The organism is Chryseobacterium sp. 14P4.3.2, from assembly GCF_057799275.1.
Map to the genome: position 1 here is coordinate 92,060 of NZ_JBYOKO010000005.1, position 18,277 is coordinate 110,336.

Sequence of the window (18,277 nt, forward strand, 5' to 3'; positions counted from 1 at the left end):
TTTACTAATTTATTGTAGTTTGTATTACTTTGAAGCTAGTACTTCTTTTTCGGAAGTGGTCTTCCCATGCACTTCATCTTCTTTTCCTGTCTTAAGGAAATCATAAGCAATTGCTGATGCAATAAAGATGGATGAGTAAGTACCGAATCCAATACCGATTAACATCGCAAACATAAATCCTCTTAAGTTATCACCACCGAAAATGAAAATCGCTAAGATTACCAGGATCGTAGTAAATGAGGTGTTAAACGTTCTACCTAATGTACTTGAAATAGAGTCATCAAATAATCCCGCCAATGTTAATGATTTCTTCTCTCTTAGATATTCTCTAATTCTGTCGAAGATAATTACCGTATCATTAATTGAGTATCCTAATACAGTAAGGATTGCAGCAATGAAATCCTGATTGATCTCCATGTTGAACGGCATATATTTGTGAAGTAATGAATACGTTCCTAAAATAATAACCGCATCGTGGAATAAAGCCGCTACAGCACCTAGAGAGAACTGCCATTTTCTAAATCTGAATAAGATGTATAAGAAAATACCTCCTAAAGCAGCAACTACAGCAAGAATACCATGAGTCTGAATATCGTCAGCCACAGTAGGACCTACTTTTTCAGAAGAAATGATACCTGCGTGGTCTTTATCTGCAGATTTGAAATCATTCAAGGTAATGTTAGCCGGAAGATCTCCTTTTAACCCTTCGTATAATTTTTGTTCAATAGTCTGGTCAGCTTTTAAAGACTCATCTTCAATAAGGTAATCAGTAGAGATTTTCAGCTGATTAGCATTTCCGAAAGTCTTAGCTTCTACAGAAGAGTTTTTACCGTCTTCAGTTCTAAATAGTTTTACTAATTTTTCTTCAACATCGTTAGCATTAACTTCTTTATCGAATCTAACTACATAGTTTCTACCACCAGTAAAATCAATACCATATTTAAATCCGTGAGTAACCATAGATCCGATACAGATAACTGTTAATACCGCAGAAACAATATAAGCATATTTTCTCTTTCCGATAAAGTCGATCCACGTATTTCTGAATAGGTTCTTCGTAGGTGGAGTCCATACAGAAAGGTGCTTTCCTTTGTTCAGTCTGCTGAAGATCATTACTCTTGATAACAATACAGAAGTGAACAATGTCATGATAATACCGATCATCAATGTCAAAGCAAATCCTTTAATAGGCCCTGTTCCGAAGAAGAATAGTACAACTGCCGTCAATAATGTAGTGGAGTGACCATCAATAATCGCACTTAATGCGTGTTTGAAACCATCCTTATAAGCCTCTAAGATATTCTTACCGGCAAATAATTCTTCTTTCGTTCTTTCATAGATAATTACGTTTGTATCTACCGCCATCGCCATCGTCAATACGATACCGGCGATACCAGGAAGAGTAAGCGTAAAGTCTCCGGAATCCATAATTCCGAAAATATAGAATAAGTTAATTACCATCGCAATTACTGCATATACACCAGCTCCACCGTAGTAGAAAATGATATAAACAATGATAATTAAGAATGCAATAGCAAATGAAATCATACCTGCGTTGATAGACTCCTGTCCTAGAGACGGACCTACCTGAGTAGCCTGAACTACTTTTGCACCAGCAGGTAATTTACCAGCTCCTAAAACGTCTACCAATTCTTTAGCTTCTTCCTGAGAGAAGTTACCGGAGATTTGAGTTCTTCCGTTAGGAATAGCATTTACAACGTTTGGAGCAGTATAAACTCTACCATCAAGCGTTACCGCCACTGGTTTCCCTACGTTTTTCTCAGTCAGAGTTTTCCACTCTTTTGCTCCTTTAGAGTCCATCTGCATATCTACTACCACTCTACTCAATTCATCGTAGCTGATATTTGCAGATTCTACAGCACCATCTACTGGAGCCTTTTGATTGATGTTACCTCTGATCGCATACAATACCAAATCGTCCGGGCTTGTAGCTTCAGGTTTGTAACCCCACATGAATTGTGTATATTTAATGTTGGCAGGACGTGAAGCCAATCCAATTTTACTGTTTAAAATTTTGTTTACAGCAGCAGTATCAGATAGTTTTACGTTCGCAACACCATTTGTTCTTAATTTGTCAAGCTGTAAAAGATTCATGAAGTTTACGTTCTTTGCAACTCCCATAGAATCTACTTTTGCAGCAACAATACTTGTCAAGGATTGGAAATAAGGTGCGATTTCAGGAACCTGCTGTACTTCCCAGAATTGAAGTTTTGCAGAAGTCTGAAGCATTTTCTTCACTTTGTCGATATCCTTCATACCAGGCATTTCCACAGAAATTCTGGCTGTACCAGGTACTCTCTGAACGTTTGGCTGGATAGCTCCAAGCTTGTCAATTCTCGTTCTGATTACCTCGAAAGCTGTACCTACTGAAAGATCAATTCTTCTTTTAACAATACTTTTCACCTGATCATCAGTAGTGTTGTACTTGATTTCAGATAGATTGGTATTTCCGAAAAGTTCCGGATCAGCAAGCTTAAGGTTTGTTCCTTTCGCTTTGTTTACCGCATCGAACTGTTCAAAGAAGTTGTCGATGTAAGATTTTGTTGAGTTTTTCTGAGCCTCATCAGTCTTATTTAAAGCCTCAATAAGAACAGGATTTGTTGAATAATTGGTTAAATCATTTACCAAATCTCTCTGGTTGATTTCCAATAGAACGTTGATCCCACCTTTTAGGTCAAGACCAAGTTTCATTTCCTTGTCTTTAGCTTTTGAATAATAAAGCTTCGTATACCCAAGATTAAGAGTATCTTCCTTGATCCGTTTGATCTCTTTCTCGTTTCCTTTCGCAGCTTCAATCTGCGATTCAATTTTGCTGGCGTACCAGGTTGGTAATAGCTCGTTTAAGCAGATCAACCCCAGGACAATAGCAACAATTGTAATAAGTCCTTTTCCTTGCATTTTGTTATAACTACGTTAAATTAAGTCGGCAAATATAATGATTTTCTGGTATTTTATGAATTTTTAACAACAGAAATGGTTTATTTTCAGATATATTGGTATTCTGACCTCCATTTAAGATTTAACAATTTTTTCATGCTATCATAATGAAGTCTTCAAAATTTGATTGGTACAAAATTTTCATTACTATTTCAACACACTAATCATCAATATATTATGAAAAAACTACTTTTTAGCATCAGTATTGTTTCTTCCTTAATTGTTAATTCTCAAAGCATTAATTTGGAAGAATTTGTGACCGGGCTTACCAGTCCGGTAGAGATTACGAATGCCAATGACAACCGTTTGTTTGTCGTACAGCAGAACGGTATTATCAAAATTATCCAGCCCAATGGAACCGTTAATCCAGCAAATTTTCTGAATATCGATTCAAAAATTATTTTTGGTGGCGAAAGGGGGCTTTTGGGGCTTGCTTTTCATCCTCAATACTCTACCAATGGGTATTTTTTTGTGTATTATAACAACCCAAGCGGAAATGTTGTTGTCGCAAGATACAGTGTCAGCTCTACGGATCCCAACATTGCAGATCCCAATTCTGAAAAAATACTATTGAACATTCCGAAACCATTCGACAACCACAACGGTGGAAGCATTCATTTTGCTCCTGACGGAAAACTCTGGATTATCACCGGCGACGGAGGAAGCGGCGGAGACCCCAATAATAATGCACAAAATAAAAATGTTCTTCTGGGAAAAATGCTGAGAATAGATGTAGATGCCACCGGCCCTTATAATATTCCTGCAGATAATCCTTTTGTAGGGGCTGCAATAGATGGCGCAGACGAAATATGGGCCTACGGACTACGAAATGGATGGAAATTTTCTTTTGACCTCACAACAGGAAATGTGATGATTGCTGACGTGGGACAGGGAGCCATAGAAGAGATCAACAAAATGCCTATCACTCAGGCAGGTTTAAATTATGGCTGGCGCTGCTATGAGGGAAACAATTCTTACAACCCTGCAGGATGTCCTGCACAGTCTACCATGACATTCCCTACTGCTGTGTATGATCATTCAGGTGGAAAATGCTCTATTACCGGAGGATATGTTTACAGAGGCTCTCAATATCCATCTCTACAGGGAAAATACTTTTTTGCAGACTACTGTTCTACTCAGATCGGAATACTGGATAATAATAACACGATCACATGGACTTCAGCCTACACTGGAAACAACTTTTCTACTTTTGGTCAGGATTCACAAAACGAATTGTATGTAGCTGCTGTTAACAGCGGAAAGATTTTTAAAATAAGTACGGGAACTCTGGGCACACAGGATTATAATAATCTTGGATCAGTAAAAGTGTATCCAAATCCTGCTTCTAAAGAAATCTTCATCAACGGAATTAAAGATAAAAAAGTTACTGCAGAGATCATCAGTGCAGAGGGACGAAAAGTACTGGAAACTGATCAGATTGTCAATGGCAAAGCAATTGATATTTCAAAAATATCTGCTGGAGTTTATTTTATTAATCTGAAATCGGGAGACACTAAGTCTTACAGCCAAAAATTGATCATTAAATAGTTTTATTTTTAAAAACACTTCATTAAGGGCCAATCACTCTGTAGCCAAAAGGCAAGATATAAAGCGATGTATGATCCTTTGTGTTTTTGTTAAATACTATTTTTATAACTAAAATTTAAAGCAAATAAAAAGCGGTTCTAAGTGAACCGCTTTTATTTTATATCGTCATAGAGAAAATTCTCGTTTCGGGTTTATTTCTCATCATTCTGAGATCGAAAACCATGGCTACATTTCTGGTGAATGCCCTTCCTTCTTCTGTAATTTTAATTTCATTACCACTGATTTCAACCAATCCGTCATTTTCCATCTCTTTCAGCATTCCCAATGCATTTTCAAGCTCAGGGAACGAATTCTCTTCATGAAAAGTGGTCTCAAGCTGACACATCAGATTCAGAATATGTCTTCTTACGATCAGATCTTCTTCATTCAGAACATGCCCTTTCACTACCGGGATCTCTCCTTCTTCAACCATTTTCTGGTATTCTTCCACTGTTTTTACATTCTGCGCAAAAGCATACCATGAATCTGAAATCGCAGACATTCCCAATCCAACCATCAGCTGCGTATTGCTGGAAGTGTAGCCCATAAAGTTCCTGTGGAGCTTCTTATGTATCAAAGACTGATACAGATCATCATGCTCCAGAGAGAAATGATCCATTCCTACTTCAATATATCCTAAATCCTGAAGGAGCCTTTTACCATCTTCATACAAACGGCGTTTTTCTTCTCCACTTGGAAGATCATTCTCATCAAAACCTCTCTGCCCTACTCCTTTTACCCATGGCACATGCGCATAAGAATAAAATGCTAATCTGTCCGGCTTCAGCTCCATTGTTTTTCTGATGGTATGCTCCATTGCTTCCCAATTCTGGTGCGGCAGTCCGAAAACCAGATCATGGCTGATTCCTCTATAGCCAATTTCCTTAGCCCATTCCGTTACTGCTTTTACATTTTCAAAAGGCTGAATTCTGTTGATTGCTTTCTGAACTTTAGGATCATAATCCTGAACACCAAAACTTACTCTTCTGAAACCAAGATCATATAAAGTCTGAAGATGATCCTTTGTCGTATTGTTCGGATGTCCCTCAAAAGAAAACTCAGGATGTTCTGCAATGTCTACCGTTTCAAAAATTCCGCTTAATAGTGTTTTTAAATTCTCAGGAGAGAAAAAAGTAGGAGTTCCACCACCAAGGTGCAATTCTTTTAGTTTTGGTTTCTCGTTGAAAAGCTCAAGATATAATTTCCATTCTTTTAAAACGCTTTCCAGATAAGGAATTTCCACACTGTGTTGTTTTGTAATCCTTTTATGGCATGCACAGAATGTACACAACGCTTCGCAGAAAGGTAAATGGATATAAATAGAAATCCCCTCCTCTGCATTACTCTCGTGAAAAGACCTTATTACGCTCTGCTTCCATCTTTCCGGTGAGAATGTAGTATCATCCCAATAAGGAACAGTAGGATAAGAAGTGTAACGCGGCCCGGGAATATTATACTTATCTATTAAAGAGTTCATTTTGAAAATTAAAATTTTATAAGGATAAGAAATTTAACATAATTAAATCTCCGAGCTACAAAATTAACCAATAGTTATGAATTTTAACCTATGAATTATATTAGGTTCTATTTTATAATGAGTCTAAATACGTATGGTCAGGCTTTTGTATAATAGTGATAAATTCTATATCTGATATTTAAAATTTTAATTTCATAATCACAATTCTGTCTTTCCCTGCAAAAACCAGGCTGTTACTATTGATCCATTGGCAGACGAAAAAACCTTTTTCATCGGAAATTTTCTTCCAGGTCTTTCCATAATCTGAAGAATAGCTGACATGCTGATCTCCCACTGCAATGATCTCTTTCCCCTTTGAGCCGGGCTTTATTTTCACACACGTCATATATCCTGCATTCTTTCCGGAGGCTTGAATCTGCCACGTTTCACCACCGTCATTGGTAGTCGCAATATTATTGACATTAGCATCCTGTTTGGTGTAATCTCCTCCTACTGCAATTCCGAATTTATCATCTTTGAAATCTAATGAGTACATCCCCTGTGAAGACTCACCCTGTATAAATGGTGTTTTAAATACTGTCAGGTTCTCATCTATCAAATTCAGTCTAATAATTCTTGAAGCATTACCACCTGTTGCAATCCACATATAGCGGGAAGCGGATGAAATATTGGTATTGCTGGCAGCAAAAGCAGCTTCACCCTCATTCAATACTAAACTATTTTTAAGCATACTCCATTTTCCATCCTTATATTTTGCCAGTTTCAATACATGATCCTGGTCTGCATCACTAAAAGTGTAGGCAAGTTTGTCATTTACGAAATGTAGAGCATCGTAAAATGCTGTTTTCGCCGAATCTTTAAAAACAATCTGTGATTTAAGATCTTTTTTATCAATTGTAAAGAAATAGGCCGGGCTTTCGATATTGATGGTATAAAAACACGTTTTATCCTGAGCTAATGTTCTGAACTGAAGTTTTCTTTCTGAGAGCTTAATCTGCTTTTGTTCTTTATAATTCTTAAGATCTACAAATCCAAACTTGGAATCTGTACCTGTATACCAGACTTTATTATTATACAGCTCAAGTGCTCTGATGCTTATTTTATCACTGAAAATCGTTTCAACGCTTTCTACCTGTTGAGAAAATGCACTGATTCCTATAGATAAGAGTAAAATGGCGGATATTTTTTTCATAATGAATTTTAAAACAAAAAAACCGCCGAAGCGGTTTATATTATACAATTAATCTAAGTCCTTATATTTTTCAGGATTATTAAGTTTACTATTTGATTTTCCGTAAAGGAAGTATACTAAACCTCCCAAGAATAGCCATACTGCAGAAAGCTCTAATGCATGAGCACTCAGGTTAAAAATCAAATAAATATTAATAAATACACCCAGCGTTACAACTATTTTATAAGCAGGAACTTTAAAAGGTCTGATCAGGGCCGGTTCTTTCTTTCTCATCACCCAAACAGCGATGCACACTAACGTAAATGCAAACAAAGTTCCGAAACTTGTCATATCTGCCAATGTTGAAATTGGTGTAAATGCAGCAATAAATGCTACTACAACTCCTAACAGAATAATTCCTTTGTAAGGTGTTTTTGTTTTAGGATGAAGCTGACCGAAGAACTGAGGAATCAATCCATCTTTAGCCATTCCGATAAAGATTCTTGATTGTCCCATCATCATTACCATTACTACAGAAATCAATCCTACAGTAGCTGCAATAGTTACTACGTTACTAGCCCAGTGTTTTCCGGCAATTTCAAAAGCATAAGCTACAGGCGCTTTGATTGCGTCAGGATATTTACCTTCCGGGTTAAAGTCTGAATAATGCATCATCCCAGTCAATACAAGAGATACACAGATATAAAGAGCTGTACAAACCAATAATGAAACGATAATTGCAAAAGGCACATCTTTTTTAGGGTTAATCGCTTCTCCGGCCTGGGTAGAAACAGCATCAAAACCAATATAGGCAAAGAAGATGGCTGCAGCTCCGGAAATAATACCTTTGATGCCATAGGCAGAGACCATATCACCTTCAGAATTTTTAATTTTTATCTGATCGGGAATAAAAGGTTTCCAGTTTTTAACACCATCTACAGCGTTATAAAGATCTGTATTTGTAAAAATAATATAAACTCCTGCGATAATTACAAAGATAACGGCAGAAGTTTTCATTAAAACAATCAGGTTATTAGCTCCTGCTGCCTCTTTGGTTCCTTTAACCAGCAATGCTGTAATCAGTAAAACAAGAACAAATGCAGGCAGGTTCATGGAAAACCCCTCTCCTGTGTAACTTGCCGGGTCTGAGGTAAGATAGGTGGGTAAATGAATATTAAATATTTTCAAAAACTTGTTAAAATATCCGGACCAGCTCACGGAGACCGCCATACTTGCCATAGCATACTCCAGGATAAGACACCAGCCCATGGCCCAGGCAAAGATTTCCCCCACAGTACCATATGCATAGGCATAAGCAGAGCCTTCTACAGGAATAATAGAGGCAAATTCAGCATAGCATAATGCTGCAAAAACGCAGGCTATACCTGCTATGATAAAGGAAATGGCAAGTGCAGGACCTGCATGATAATAGGCTCCCGTTCCGGTAAGAACAAAGATTCCACCACCGATGATAGCACCCACTCCAATAGCTGTTAAACTCCATTTCCCGAGGACCTTTTTCAGCTCACTTTTCTTCATATCTGCCTCATAGGCACTTAGTGGTTTTTTAACCCAAATTTTCGACATGTTTTTTTATTTATTAAGGATTTACGAAAATATAAAAAATTTAGAGACTCTCACGTTTATCGTTAAAATTTCATCATTTATTTTACATTAAAAACTTTAAAAACCTGACCAGCACCTGATTTAAAGCATTTCGGAAAGTAGTAAATTTTGTTTATTTTTGAACACATGAATTTATATGATCTTTTTATAAAGCCTTATGAAAATTATGATGCTTTACAGATTATACTGGAAGCTTCAGGAGCAATATTCGGCACTCTGAGTGTGTATTTTTCCATTAAAAAAAATATTTGGGTATACCCCACAGGTATCATTTCTACCTTGATTTATGTTTATATCCTTTTCAATTTCGGTTTACTGGGAGACTGCCTGATCAATGTCTATTATTCCGTAATGAGTGTCTACGGATGGGTCCTGTGGGCAAAGAATTCAAAAGATCATATTCATGTGGATGTTACATGGGCCACCAGGAAGGAATGGCTCTACGCAAGCATTCTTTTTATATTGAGCCTGGCATTGGTCACTCTTATTTACTATTATAAACCTTATATTGACAACAAGTTTTCAATGGACGGAACCAGCCTTGGGTTATATCATTTGGACTGGGCCAATTGGCTGGATGTATTTACCACTTCAATATTTTTAGTCGGAATGTGGTTTATGGCCAAACAACGCATTGAGAACTGGATTTTCTGGATTGTCGGAGATTTCATCTGCATGCCTATGATGATTTTTAAGGGTCTTGGTATCACTTCGGTTCAATATTTGGTATTTACTATAATGGCTATCTTAGGATATCTAAATTGGAAAAAAAGTTTTAAAGAAAAAAGTACAATAAAGTCATGAAAAATTTATTTAAAATAGCAGTCACTATTTTTGCTATTACCAGTTTAACATCTTGTTTAGCATATTCTGACGGATATGGTTATAACAGCGGTTACGGTGACCCATATTATAATAATGGATATTATTATGCCCCTTCCGGCTATTACGGAAGTGGTGGATATTATGGGAATGATGGGTATTATTATAGAAACAACGTCAATTATTACTATGATAATGGTGTTCCTTATTATTACTATAATGATAATAACAACAGAAGAAAAGTATATGTAGAGAGACGTTCGTCAACAACGTCACAGAGACCTGCTAACGGATTCCAGAATACACGTACTACCAATAGTAATGGCTCATACAATAACGGAGGTGGTTTCAATAACAACGGAAACAGAAACAACAGTGGCGGGTTCAGAAACCAAAACAGCGGTTATCAGAACAGTCAGGGAACCCAGAACAACAGTGGCTTCAGAAACCAGAGTAGCGGTGGTTTCAGAAACCAAAGTACTGGCAATCAAAACACTCAGGGAACTCAGAATAATAGTGGTTTCAGAAATCAAAACAACGGAAGCTCCAACAATAGCGGCTTCAGAAATTCTGAAAGCACCAGCAGACCGGAGCCTTCATCAGGTGGGGGATTCAGAAACAGCTCAGGCAGCCAAAGCAGCAGTGGCTCTACAAGACAACAGAGCGGTGGCGGCTTTAGATAAAACGATTATAAATAACAAAACGAACAGTTAACACTGTTCGTTTTTCATTTTAAATATATTAATTTTGCTCCTTCATTTAAGACAAAAAAATATGGAATTTTATAAATATCAGGGAACAGGAAATGATTTTGTAATGGTAGACAACCGTGATCTGCAATTTCCTAAAGATAAAAAAAGTATTGAAAAACTATGTGACAGACGTTTTGGAATAGGTGCAGACGGACTTATTCTATTGGAAAACGATGCTGATTACGATTTTAAAATGGTCTACTACAATTCTGATGGCGGCGAAAGTACCATGTGTGGAAATGGAGGAAGATGTCTGGTAGCTTTTGCTTTTTTCCTGGATATTTTTGAGGATAAATGTAAATTCATTGCAACAGACGGAGCGCACGATGCTGAAATCCACAATGGAATCATCAAGTTAAAAATGATTGATGTGGATACTATTTCAAATGACGGAAACGATTTTGTGCTGAATACCGGATCTCCCCACTATGTAAAATATGTAAAAAATCTAGCTGAATATAATGTGTATACTGAGGGAAACAGCATTAGAAATTCAGAAAATTATAAGGAAAACGGCATCAATGTCAACTTTGTTGAAAAAATTTCTGAAAATGAAATTTTTGTAAGAACCTATGAACGAGGCGTTGAGGATGAAACTTACAGCTGCGGAACCGGAGTTACAGCTTCTGCTTTAACTTTTCTTCAAAAACACAATCTAACCTCTGTAAAAGTTAAAACTTTAGGTGGAAATCTTAAAGTATATGCTGAAAAAAACGGAAATTCTTTCTTCAAAATATGGCTAGAGGGTCCGGCAAAGCAAGTTTTTAGAGGTAAAACAGATCTTCTTTAAAAACAGGAAAACTTTTAATCAACATATTTAAGAATGAAAAAAGCTATTCTCATTATTATTCTGCTTGTTTTTGCAGTTGCAGGATTTTTTGGTTTGAGATTTTATAATAAATATTACGGAAATAACGTAGAGAAAGAAGGCTATGTTCTGATTCCTCATAAGGCAGGTTTCAAACAGATTCTGGACTCTATTGCTCCCTATATTAAAGACAGAGAATCTTTTGAAGCGGTAGCTAAAGATAAAGGTCTTGACGGTAATTTTAAAGCCGGACGTTATCATATTGAGAGCGGAACCGGAAATACAAATCTTGTCAATATGATTAAAGCAGGTAATCAGACTGCAAATTCTTTCAGAATCGGAGATTTTGGAGATATGTATCAGATGATTGGCAAAGTGAGCAAAAAAACGGAACTGGATTCTTTACATTTCGTAAATGATCTTGATGTTGTTGCAAAGGAGAAAGGATACAAAGATGTTGAAGATTTGAAAAAATATTTCTTCATTGATACGTATAATTTTTATTGGACAGTAAGCCCGAGAGAATTTTTTTCAAAATTTGAAGATCAGTATAATGATTTCTGGACAAGTGAAAGAAAAAATAAAGAACAGCAGTCCGGTCTTACAAGAGATCAGATTTATGCCCTGGCTTCTATTGTGTATAAAGAGTCCGGTGGAAAGAAAGATGAAATGAGAACGATCGCAGGATTATATTTGAACCGTTACAGAAAAGGAATGAAACTTCAGTCTGATCCTACGGTGATCTATGCAATCAATAAGCAGACTAATTTTAAAGAATCTATTAAAAGAGTATTATATAAGCATCTGTCTACTCCATCTCCTTATAACACTTATGCTAATGCGGGGATTCCTCCGGGTCCTATTTGTGTGGTGGATAAGAATTCAGTGGATGCTGTTCTGAATGCAGAAAACAACAATTATATATTTATGTGTGCTGATCCTGCAAGATTTGGATATCACAAGTTTACAGCAAGCGCTGAAGAGCATGCTGTGAATGCAAAAGCTTATCAGGACTGGCTCAATTCAAAGAATATAAAGTAAGTGTAGAAAGCACCTAAAAATTTATACAGCTAAAAAAAATAAATCATAATATTTTGAAAATCAAATTGATATGGATATTCAAAATATTAAGGGTTATCGTTTCACGATTTTATACAAAAAAATAACCTATGAAGAATAAGACAGAAATTGTCAATATTTTCACAAGAAAAACTTTAGGACTAACCTTAGTACTTTCGGCAGCAGCACTCGCTTTTGCACAAGAAAAAGCGGGGATTTCAGGGACTATTGTCAACAAGAAAAATCAACCGGTACCTTATGCCTCTGTAACCTTCAGTAATAAGGCCGACAAAGCATTAAGTGATGCAGTTCTTACAGATGAAAAAGGACAGTATAAGCTTCAGCTTATGCCCGGGAATTATGACATTACGGTAGAAGCAATTGATTACAAGAAAACTGTAGTCGCTAAAAACATTGCGACAGCAGGTAATATTGGTGCATTATCTATAGAGCCTGAAGCAGGCACTACTATTGACGGGAAAACAAAAGAGATCCAGGGTGTTGTTATTACTGCTTCCGCAGCCAAACCTTATAAGGTAGAATTAGACAAAAAAACATATGATCCTTCACAGGATATTGTAAGTAAAGGAGGAAGTCTTCAGGATGTTTTAACCAATGTACCTTCGGTTTCTGTGGATACGGATGGTACAGTTTCTATGAGAGGAAGTTCTAATGTGAAATTTCTTATTAACGGAAAACCATCTGCTCTTCTGGGAATAGACGATGGAGCTAATGCATTACAGAGTATTCCGGCAGATCAGATCGAAAGAATTGAGGTAATTACCAATCCTTCTTCAAAGTTTGAAGCAAGTGGGACTTCTGGTATTTTAAATATCATTCTTAAAAAAAGTAAGAAAGTTGGATTTAATGGTAGTGTGGTCGGAACGCTGGGCTATTTCCCAAGAACTTCTCTTAATACCAATTTGAGCTGGAGAAAAAACAACTGGACATGGTTTGTCAATGGAGGTGGCGGCTACACTGAAAATAAAACTAAAAATAATTCTGAGACTACTTATCACAATCTTCTTTTTCCAGATGTAGTTCCTAATAAACAACCTAATGATGTTTTGGTACATCAGCTGCAAAATTCAACCAATAATACATATAACAAAAATTATAACGCAAGTGCAGGTTTTGTTTATGATATTTCTGACAAAACATCAATCAACTTAACCGGATTGGTAAGGACATTTGAAGGAGATGGGACTGAAATTCTTGACACTTATGATAGTTTTTACAGGTTTTACAGAGATTCACCAGATCCAACTACCACTGCAGGAAAATGGAATTTATTAAACCCTTTTGGAAGAAGAGATTCTAGAAGTGTATTTAATAACCTTGCATTCCAGGGGGATATTGGATTGGACCACAAATTTGATGACAAAGGTCAAAATTTAGCTGTATCATTAAGTTTGCAGAGAAACAGAAGTAACAACAATGCCAACATTCTTGAGACGAATGATCTTCTTCCTGATGTTAATGATATCACAAGAAGACATTCTGTAAGTAAGACCGTTATTGGAAAAGCGGATTATGAATTGCCATTAGGAGAAAAATCTAAACTTGAAGCGGGATACAGATTGGATATCAATGACAATACCTATGACAATTTTGTAAGTAGTACTTCCAACAATCCTTATATTCCAAATTATAATAACAATACTAACTACAGAGAAATCTTCAATGCCCTGTATTTACAGTTTAAAAGTAAGATAGGAAACTTTGCTTATCAGCTAGGGCTAAGAGATGAACTTTCAAATGTTAAGATTAATTATATCAATCAAAATCCTAACGACCCCCCTATAGATAAAACTAAAAACTATAACAATTTATTCCCAAGTGTATTCCTGAGCTATGATGTTTCCAAGAATAACCAGATTTTGGTTAATTATTCCCGTAGGATAGACAGACCAAGATCATTCTTTATGGTTCCTTTCCCGAATTATAGCAATAGTCAGAATATTTTTGAAGGAAATATAGATTTGAACCCATCCTATGTAGATTCATTTGAAGTAGGATATAATATTACCAGAAAAAAGTTTACTGTTAATCCTACATTATACTACAGACATGCTACGGATGATACTAAAATGTTAGTATACAGACCGGATGAAAGTCTTGGAGTTTTCTATACTAAACCTATCAACTTAGGAAATGACGACCGTTATGGTCTGGACCTGAATTTCACCTATGACCCTTTTGCATGGTTCAAAATAATGGGTAGTCTGGATATGTTCGGATATAAAACTACCGGAATAGCTTATTATGCTGCTGTAGACAGGGATAAACAGGAACAAACCCGCTCTATGGATTTTACAGGAAGTGGTTTCTCTACGAGAGCACGTCTTAATACAACATTTAAGCTTGATAAAACGTTAAGCGTACAGTTACAGGGATTCTATAGAGGTGCACAAAAATCTGCAAATCAAAATACTCAGGATATGTATGCACTGAATCTTGGTGCTTCTAAAACGATATGGAAAGGAGATGGAACAATCTCTTTTAATATCCAGGATATCTTTAATACAAGAAGCAGAGAGGTTTATAGTTTCAACAGTGACTATACAAGAAGAAATTATATGCAGTGGCAGCCAAGGCAGTTTTCTATTTCTTTAACCTACAGATTCAAACAAGGGGAGAAAATAGATCAGCCTAAGAAGAAGAAAGACATTAATTCTAATGCTGCAGGCGACGACCAAGGTGGTGGCCCGATGTAATACAACAAAAATCCCGAAAAGTAATTTTTCGGGATTTTTTATTATTTTATTTTACAGTTTCTGCTTTAGTATCTTTTTCCTTTTCCGCTTCATAGATTCTTCTTCTTAAATCACTGGTGGAAAACCTATGGTCTCTTTTGTTATAAAAGATCTCAATTCCTTTTTCCTCACAGTACTGCTTACCGGTAAAATCTCTGTCCATATAATCATCTCCAATGATTCTTACGTCAATAACAAAAGACTTTAAGATATCCAAAAGATCTTCTTCTGTATAATAAGGGATGATCTCATCTACCGCATTTACAGCTTTCAACTGGATATATCGTTCCACGATCGTCTGACTTGGCTTATTTTTGTTTGGCCGGTCGTGAGACGGATCGATCTGAAGCCCTACAATTAAATAATCACATACGGTCTTAGCTTCTTCAAGCATTTTGATATGTCCCGCATGTAATAAATCAAATGAGGAAAATGTAATACCTATTCTTTGTGTCTTCATATTAATTTTAAATTAAAATTTCGCTGAAACCAATGCCCTTTTAAGGGATAAAAGACATAAGATTCAGTTAAAATGTTTTGTAATTTGTTTTATAATCGTTTTAAAATTGTTCTTTTTTGTGTCCGGAAATATTTTTATACCCTCCCAGCTATTAACTTCTGGTGTTCAGATATTTCTGCCATTCCCAAACAGTTCTCAGGGACTCTTCCAGAGACGTTTCCGACTTCCAGTTAAGTTCTTTCTGAGCTTTTTGAGGATCTGCATAAGCGATTGTAATATCTCCTTCTCTTCTTGCGCAGATCTGATAAGGTACTTCAACGTTATTCGCTTTTTCAAAGGCCTTTACAACCTCCAATACAGACGAGCCGTTTCCTGTTCCCAGATTGTAAATATCAATCAAAGAATCAGCTGAAGAATCGTCTATAAGTTTTTTCAATGCTGCAACATGGGCCTTCGCCAAATCCACAACATAAACATAATCCCGAACGGCTGTTCCGTCTTCTGTAGCATAGTCGTTGCCCCAGATATTCAGCTTCTCACGCACTCGGGATGCAGTCTGCATCACAAAAGGGACCAGATTACTAGGAACCCCTATTGGCAATTCTCCGATTTTTCCGGACGGGTGCGCTCCGATAGGATTAAAATATCTCAATAAAGATATTTTACGGTGGTAAGCTTTAGCAAAATCAATCAGGATCTCTTCTCCCATTTGTTTTGTTTTCCCATATACACTTTCAGGAAGCTTTAAAGGGGTCTTCTCGGTAATCGGCATCACTTCAGCCTGTCCGTATATAGTACAGGATGAACTAAAAATGAAATTGGAGATTTCCCTTGCTTTAAATTCCTGAAGAATATTGATTAATGAAAATAAATTATTCTCATAATAGTCTACAGGTCTTATCTGACTCTCTCCCACTGCTTTATAAGCAGCAAAATGAATACATCCATCAATCTGATGGGCATCAAAAACCTGTGTAAGAAGTTCTTTTCTTCTTAAATCGAAAGGATAAAAAACCGGCTTTTTACCTGTAATTTCCTCTATATTATTTAAAATAAACCTTTCTGTATTGGATAAATCATCTACAATAACCACCTCAAAGCCGTTATTGAGAAGTTCTACTACAGTGTGGGAACCTATATATCCAAGTCCTCCGGTAACAAGTATTGCCATTTTTTATTTTTAATCTTTGTGTTCCTTAATCTTTGTGTTTTCCTATATCATCTAACTCTAGAAATTGCACTTTTTTATTTTTAAAAATATTCGTCATCAAAAGAAAAGCTGATATAGTTGAAAAAGTAAGAAAGAATATCAAAATATCAACTTTCTCGAACGAGTCTTCAATCCTCAACTTTATGTATTCAAAAATAAAAAATAATAAAATTAAAATATAGTTTACATTTAAATATAGAACTGCTTTTTTGCTTTTAAATAAAATAGTAATTAAACTTAAAAACGAACTTATAAATAAGGCTAAGGTAAAGAGAAAGAGAAAATTCTCCATTGAAAATATTTCCCCTATACTGATTTCCAAAAATGATCTATAAATACCAAAGCAAAAAAGTAAAAATAAAAACAATTGGAATACAAATACTGCTATTCCAATTATTCTATATTTAAATATCTTATTTTTCATTATCCCATAAACTCAAGCACTGCATCTGTAATATACTTCAGCTGCTCTTCATCTAATTCCGTGTGCATGGGTAAAGAGATCACCTCTTCCAAAAGCTTATCTGTATTTACAAAATCTGCATCATTGCTTTCCTGGAAATAGGCTTTTTGCTTTCTTAGCGCTACAGGATAATAGATCATTGCAGGAATTTCTTTTTCCGTTAAAAACTTCTGAAGTTCGTTACGTTTTCCGTTCAGAATTCTTAAAGTATACTGGTGGAATACATGGGTAGAATTTTCAGCTCTTTTTGGGGTAAGAATATTTGGGTTTCCTTCGAATGCTTCATCATAAAAGTCAGCAGCTCTTCTTCTTGCTTCGTTATAAGTGTCAAGATGAGGAAGTTTTTTTCTTAAAACAGCTGCCTGAATACTATCCAAACGGGAGTTCACTCCTACTTCATCATGATAATATCTTTCGTACATTCCGTGGTTGACAATACCTCTTAAACGGTGCGCCAGTTCATCATTATTGGTAAAAATAGCTCCACCATCACCATAGCATCCCAGGTTTTTTGAAGGGAAGAATGAAGTGGTTCCTACGGTAGACATTGTTCCGGCAAACTTTACTGTACCGTCAGAGAATGTATACTCAGCACCAATTGCCTGAGCATTGTCTTCAATAACATATAAATTGTGCTCTTCAGCTATTTTCAGGATCTCTTCCATATTCGCACACTGTCCGAATAAATGTACAGGAATGATCGCTTTTGTTCTGGGTGTAATTGCTTTTCTCAAATCTTCTGTTGAAATCGTAAAGGTATCATAGTCAACATCTACCAATACAGATTTTAACTTAAGCAGGTGAATAACTTCCACTGTGGCAGCAAAAGTAAAATCAGCTGTAATAATCTCATCTCCTTCTTTCAGATCTAAAGCCATCAGGGCAATCTGTAATGCATCTGTACCATTGGCACATGGAATAACATGTTTTACGTCTAAATAAGACTCCAATTCATTCTGGAAAGACTTTACTTCAGGGCCGTTAATAAACGCTGCAGAATCCATTACATTCAAAACCGCATTGTCTACATCATTCTTTATTTTGTAATACTGACTTTGCAAGTCAACCATCTGAATTTTTTTCATATAGATAAATATTTCTGTAAAAATAAGGAATTTAAAATCCTAT

General features: G+C 36.1%; 13 protein-coding genes. 6 read left to right on the forward strand and 7 right to left on the reverse strand.

All coding sequences use genetic code 11. The features are described from left to right. Positions 1–24: 24 nt before the first annotated feature. Positions 25–2,919, reverse strand: coding sequence for a protein translocase subunit SecD (gene secD / locus AC27VX_RS09715; protein WP_488695308.1), 2,895 nt, complete (start codon positions 2,917–2,919; stop codon positions 25–27). 216 nt (positions 2,920–3,135) lie between these two features. Between secD and AC27VX_RS09720 the strand changes: the two genes are divergently transcribed. Beyond that, positions 3,136–4,506, forward strand: coding sequence for a PQQ-dependent sugar dehydrogenase (locus AC27VX_RS09720; RefSeq protein ID WP_488695310.1), 1,371 nt, complete (start codon positions 3,136–3,138; stop codon positions 4,504–4,506). A gap of 157 nt (positions 4,507–4,663) precedes the next feature. On the opposite strand, the gene hemN is transcribed toward AC27VX_RS09720, so the two are convergent. The 3 genes from hemN to AC27VX_RS09735 all read right to left on the reverse strand — a co-directional run bounded on the left by hemN (position 4,664) and on the right by AC27VX_RS09735 (position 8,780). Continuing rightward, positions 4,664–6,022 (reverse strand): oxygen-independent coproporphyrinogen III oxidase, encoded by a 1,359-nt coding sequence (hemN, locus tag AC27VX_RS09725; protein WP_236858594.1) that lies wholly within the window; start codon positions 6,020–6,022, stop codon positions 4,664–4,666. 178 nt (positions 6,023–6,200) lie between these two features. Further along, positions 6,201–7,214 carry a WD40/YVTN/BNR-like repeat-containing protein gene (locus tag AC27VX_RS09730; protein ID WP_488695312.1) on the reverse strand — a complete coding sequence of 338 codons (1,014 nt, stop codon included), beginning with the start codon at positions 7,212–7,214 and terminating at the stop codon, positions 6,201–6,203. Positions 7,215–7,262: 48 nt separating this feature from the next. Next, on the reverse strand, positions 7,263–8,780 hold the full coding sequence (locus AC27VX_RS09735; RefSeq protein ID WP_236858592.1) for an amino acid permease: 1,518 nt from the start codon (positions 8,778–8,780) through the stop codon (positions 7,263–7,265). Positions 8,781–8,945: 165 nt separating this feature from the next. Between AC27VX_RS09735 and pnuC the strand changes: the two genes are divergently transcribed. The 5 genes from pnuC to AC27VX_RS09760 all read left to right on the forward strand — a co-directional run bounded on the left by pnuC (position 8,946) and on the right by AC27VX_RS09760 (position 14,977). Continuing rightward, entirely contained in the window at positions 8,946–9,623 is a 678-nt protein-coding gene (gene pnuC, locus AC27VX_RS09740; RefSeq protein ID WP_236858591.1) for a nicotinamide riboside transporter PnuC, read from the forward strand. Further along, positions 9,620–10,324, forward strand: a complete 705-nt coding sequence (locus AC27VX_RS09745; protein WP_236858590.1) for a hypothetical protein — start codon at positions 9,620–9,622, stop codon at positions 10,322–10,324. The genes pnuC and AC27VX_RS09745 overlap by 4 nt, the downstream gene beginning before the upstream one ends. A gap of 91 nt (positions 10,325–10,415) precedes the next feature. Then, positions 10,416–11,183 (forward strand): diaminopimelate epimerase, encoded by a 768-nt coding sequence (dapF, locus tag AC27VX_RS09750; RefSeq protein WP_236858589.1) that lies wholly within the window; start codon positions 10,416–10,418, stop codon positions 11,181–11,183. Positions 11,184–11,216: 33 nt separating this feature from the next. Further along, the gene (mltG, locus tag AC27VX_RS09755) at positions 11,217–12,242 is read left to right on the forward strand and encodes an endolytic transglycosylase MltG (RefSeq protein ID WP_488695319.1); all 1,026 of its coding nucleotides are present in this window, start codon (positions 11,217–11,219) and stop codon (positions 12,240–12,242) included. 128 nt (positions 12,243–12,370) lie between these two features. Beyond that, positions 12,371–14,977, forward strand: coding sequence for a TonB-dependent receptor (locus tag AC27VX_RS09760; RefSeq protein WP_236858587.1), 2,607 nt, complete (start codon positions 12,371–12,373; stop codon positions 14,975–14,977). 46 nt (positions 14,978–15,023) lie between these two features. On the opposite strand, the gene AC27VX_RS09765 is transcribed toward AC27VX_RS09760, so the two are convergent. From AC27VX_RS09765 to AC27VX_RS09775, 3 genes are all read right to left on the reverse strand, one after another. Next, positions 15,024–15,476: an adenylyltransferase/cytidyltransferase family protein gene (locus AC27VX_RS09765; protein WP_236858586.1), complete on the reverse strand. Its 453-nt coding sequence runs from the start codon at positions 15,474–15,476 to the stop codon at positions 15,024–15,026. 151 nt (positions 15,477–15,627) lie between these two features. Next, positions 15,628–16,647 (reverse strand): UDP-glucose 4-epimerase GalE, encoded by a 1,020-nt coding sequence (gene galE, locus AC27VX_RS09770; protein WP_488695322.1) that lies wholly within the window; start codon positions 16,645–16,647, stop codon positions 15,628–15,630. Positions 16,648–17,109: 462 nt separating this feature from the next. Further along, positions 17,110–18,234 carry a DegT/DnrJ/EryC1/StrS family aminotransferase gene (locus AC27VX_RS09775; RefSeq protein ID WP_236858584.1) on the reverse strand — a complete coding sequence of 375 codons (1,125 nt, stop codon included), beginning with the start codon at positions 18,232–18,234 and terminating at the stop codon, positions 17,110–17,112. Between the last annotated feature and the right edge of the window lie 43 nt (positions 18,235–18,277).

Bases quoted from the DNA above. Each gene is read 5' to 3' on its own strand.
- AC27VX_RS09765 (WP_236858586.1), bottom strand. From the start codon at position 15,476: ATGAAGACACAAAGAATAGGTATTACATTTTCCTCATTTGATTTATTA.
- secD (WP_488695308.1), bottom strand. From the start codon at position 2,919: ATGCAAGGAAAAGGACTTATTACAATTGTTGCTATTGTCCTGGGGTTG.
- AC27VX_RS09720 (WP_488695310.1), top strand. From the start codon at position 3,136: ATGAAAAAACTACTTTTTAGCATCAGTATTGTTTCTTCCTTAATTGTT.
- dapF (WP_236858589.1), top strand. From the start codon at position 10,416: ATGGAATTTTATAAATATCAGGGAACAGGAAATGATTTTGTAATGGTA.
- AC27VX_RS09745 (WP_236858590.1), top strand. From the start codon at position 9,620: ATGAAAAATTTATTTAAAATAGCAGTCACTATTTTTGCTATTACCAGT.
- hemN (WP_236858594.1), bottom strand. From the start codon at position 6,022: ATGAACTCTTTAATAGATAAGTATAATATTCCCGGGCCGCGTTACACT.
- AC27VX_RS09775 (WP_236858584.1), bottom strand. From the start codon at position 18,234: ATGAAAAAAATTCAGATGGTTGACTTGCAAAGTCAGTATTACAAAATA.
- pnuC (WP_236858591.1), top strand. From the start codon at position 8,946: ATGAATTTATATGATCTTTTTATAAAGCCTTATGAAAATTATGATGCT.
- AC27VX_RS09730 (WP_488695312.1), bottom strand. From the start codon at position 7,214: ATGAAAAAAATATCCGCCATTTTACTCTTATCTATAGGAATCAGTGCA.
- AC27VX_RS09735 (WP_236858592.1), bottom strand. From the start codon at position 8,780: ATGTCGAAAATTTGGGTTAAAAAACCACTAAGTGCCTATGAGGCAGAT.
- galE (WP_488695322.1), bottom strand. From the start codon at position 16,647: ATGGCAATACTTGTTACCGGAGGACTTGGATATATAGGTTCCCACACT.
- mltG (WP_488695319.1), top strand. From the start codon at position 11,217: ATGAAAAAAGCTATTCTCATTATTATTCTGCTTGTTTTTGCAGTTGCA.
- AC27VX_RS09760 (WP_236858587.1), top strand. From the start codon at position 12,371: ATGAAGAATAAGACAGAAATTGTCAATATTTTCACAAGAAAAACTTTA.